1 protein-coding gene is annotated in these 2,944 nt (G+C 64.8%); it reads left to right on the top strand.

Features of this window, described 5'->3' with window-relative positions; translation table 11 throughout:
* Positions 1–2,944, top strand: a 2,944-nt coding sequence (locus tag IV112_RS19535) for a nitrate reductase subunit alpha (RefSeq protein WP_304006488.1), incomplete at both ends; no start/stop codon positions are given.

Below are 2,944 nucleotides of genomic sequence, written 5' to 3'. Positions count from 1 at the left end.
GGGGCTCCAACGTGCCGCAGACGCGCACGCCCGACGCCCACTTCTTCACCGAGGTCCGCTACAAGGGGGCGAAGACCGTCGCCGTCACGCCGGACTACGCCGAAATCAGCAAGCTGGCCGACCTCTGGATGCACCCCAAGCAGGGCACCGACGCAGCGGTGGCGATGGCCATGGGCCACGTCATCCTGAAGGAGTTCTATTTCGACAAGCGCAGCGCCTATTTCGACGACTACGCGCGCCGCTATACCGACCTGCCGATGCTGGTGCTGCTGAAGGAACACACGCTGCCGAACGGCACGACCGTCATGGTGCCGGACCGCTACGTGCGCGCCAGCGACTTCAACGGCAAGCTGGGCCAGGCCAACAATCCTGAATGGAAGACGGTGGCGTTCGACGAGAACGGCCGCGTCGTGCTGCCCAACGGTGCCATCGGCTTCCGCTGGGGTCCGGACGGCCGCGCCGATGCCGGCCAGTGGAACCTCGAATCGAAGGAGGCGCGCCACGGCGGCGACGTGAAGCTGAAGCTGTCGGTGCTCGAAGGCGATACCAGCCCGGTCGAGCACACGCAGGTCGCCTTCCCCTACTTCGGCGGCATCGAGCACGAACACTTCCCGCACAGTCCGCAGGGCGGCGGCGACGTACTGCTGCGCACGGTACCGGTACAGCGCATCGCGCTCGGCAAGGCCGGCGACAAGCGCGACGCACTGGTGGCCACCGTGTTCGACCTGCAGGTCGCCAACTACGGCGTCGGCCGCAATCTTCCGAACGACAGCGGTGCGAACAGCTACGACGACGACACGCCCTACACGCCCGCCTGGCAGGAGAAGATCACCGGCGTGCCGCGCGACCAGATCATCACCGTCGCCCGCCAGTTCGCCGACAACGCCGACAAGACCAAGGGCAAGTCCATGGTCATCATCGGCGCGGCGATGAACCACTGGTACCACTGCGACATGAACTACCGCGGCATCATCAACATGCTGATGATGTGCGGCTGCATCGGCCAGAGCGGCGGCGGCTGGGCGCACTACGTGGGTCAGGAGAAGCTGCGCCCGCAGACCGGCTGGACCGCGCTCGCCTTCGCGCTCGACTGGATACGCCCGCCGCGCCAGCAGAACTCCACCAGCTTCTTCTACGCCCATACCGACCAGTGGCGCTACGAGAAACTGGGCGTCGAGGAAGTGCTGTCGCCGCTGGCTGACGCCTCACAGTTCGGCGGCAGCATGATCGACTACAACGTGCGCGCCGAGCGCATGGGCTGGCTGCCCAGCGCACCGCAGCTGAAGACCAATCCTATCCAGGTGGTGCGCGAGGCCAATGCCGCGGGCATCGACCCGAAGGACTACGCGGTCGGCGCGCTGAAGAGCGGTCAGCTCGAACTGAGCTGCGAAGACCCGGACGCACCGCAGAACTGGCCGCGCAACATGTTCGTCTGGCGCTCCAACATCCTCGGTTCCAGCGGCAAGGGTCACGAGTACTTCCTGAAGCACCTGCTGGGCACCAGCAACGGCGTGCAGGGCAAGGACCTCGGCTCGGACGACGCCAAGCCACAGGAAGTGAAGTGGCACGCGGAAGCACCCGAAGGCAAGCTCGACCTGCTGGTGACGCTCGATTTCCGCATGAGCACCACCTGCCTGTATTCGGACATCGTGCTGCCGACCGCCACCTGGTACGAGAAGAACGACCTCAATACCAGCGACATGCACCCCTTCATCCACCCGCTGTCGACCGCGGTCGACCCGGCCTGGCAGTCGAAGAGCGACTGGGACATCTACAAGGGCTTCGCTAAGAAGTTCAGCGAGGTGTGCGTCGGTCACCTCGGCGTCGAACGCGAACTGGTGCTGACGCCGCTGATGCACGACAGCCCCGCCGAACTGGCGCAGCCCTTCGGCGTCGCCGACTGGAAGCGCGGCGAGTGCGAACTGATCCCGGGCAAGACGGCACCGCAGATGACGGTGGTCGAGCGCGACTACCCGAACGTCTACAAGCGCTTCACCGCGGTCGGTCCGCTGCTGACCAAGGTCGGCAACGGCGGCAAGGGCATCGCCTGGAACACGCAGGACGAGGTGCGCCAGCTTGGCGAACTGAACGGTCTGGTCACCGATGAAGGCGCGACCAAGGGCATGCCGAAGATCGACACCGACATCGACGCCTGCGAAGTGGTGATGATGCTGGCGCCGGAAACCAACGGTCAGGTCGCGGTCAAGGCGTGGAAGGCGTTAGGCAAGCAGACCGGGCGCGATCACGAACACCTGGCCATCTATCGCGAGGACGAGAAGATTCGCTTCCGCGACATCCAGGCGCAGCCGCGCAAGATCATTTCCAGCCCGACGTGGTCCGGCCTCGAAAGCGAGAAGGTGTCGTACAACGCCGGCTACACCAATGTGCATGAACTGATCCCATGGCGCACGCTGACCGGCCGCCAGCAGTTCTACCAGGACCACCCGTGGATGCGCGCCTTCGGCGAAGGCTTCGTGAGCTACCGCCCGCCGGTGGACCTGAAGACGACGGCCGCGATCGCCTGCATCAAGAGCAATGGCAATCCGGAGATCCAGCTCAACTTCATCACGCCGCACCAGAAGTGGGGCATCCACTCCACCTACAGCGACAACCTCCACATGTTGACGCTGAACCGCGGCGGCCCGGTGATCTGGCTGTCCGAGGACGACGCGAAGAAGGCTGGCATCGTCGATAACGACTGGGTCGAACTGTTCAACGTGAATGGCGCGATCACGGCGCGCGCCGTGGTGAGCCAGCGGGTGAACCCGGGCATGGTGCTGATGTACCACGCACAGGAAAAGATCATCAACACGCCGGGATCGGAAATCACCGGTGCGCGCGGCGGCATCCACAACTCGGTCACCCGCATCGTGCTGAAGCCCACCCACATGATCGGCGGCTACGCGCAGTTCAGCTACGGCTTCAACTACTACGGAACCATCGG

Origin of the sequence: Methyloversatilis discipulorum (assembly GCF_018780585.1) — a bacterium.
Classification (GTDB): domain Bacteria; phylum Pseudomonadota; class Gammaproteobacteria; order Burkholderiales; family Rhodocyclaceae; genus Methyloversatilis; species Methyloversatilis discipulorum_B.
This window is presented reverse-complemented; position numbering and strand designations above follow the sequence as displayed.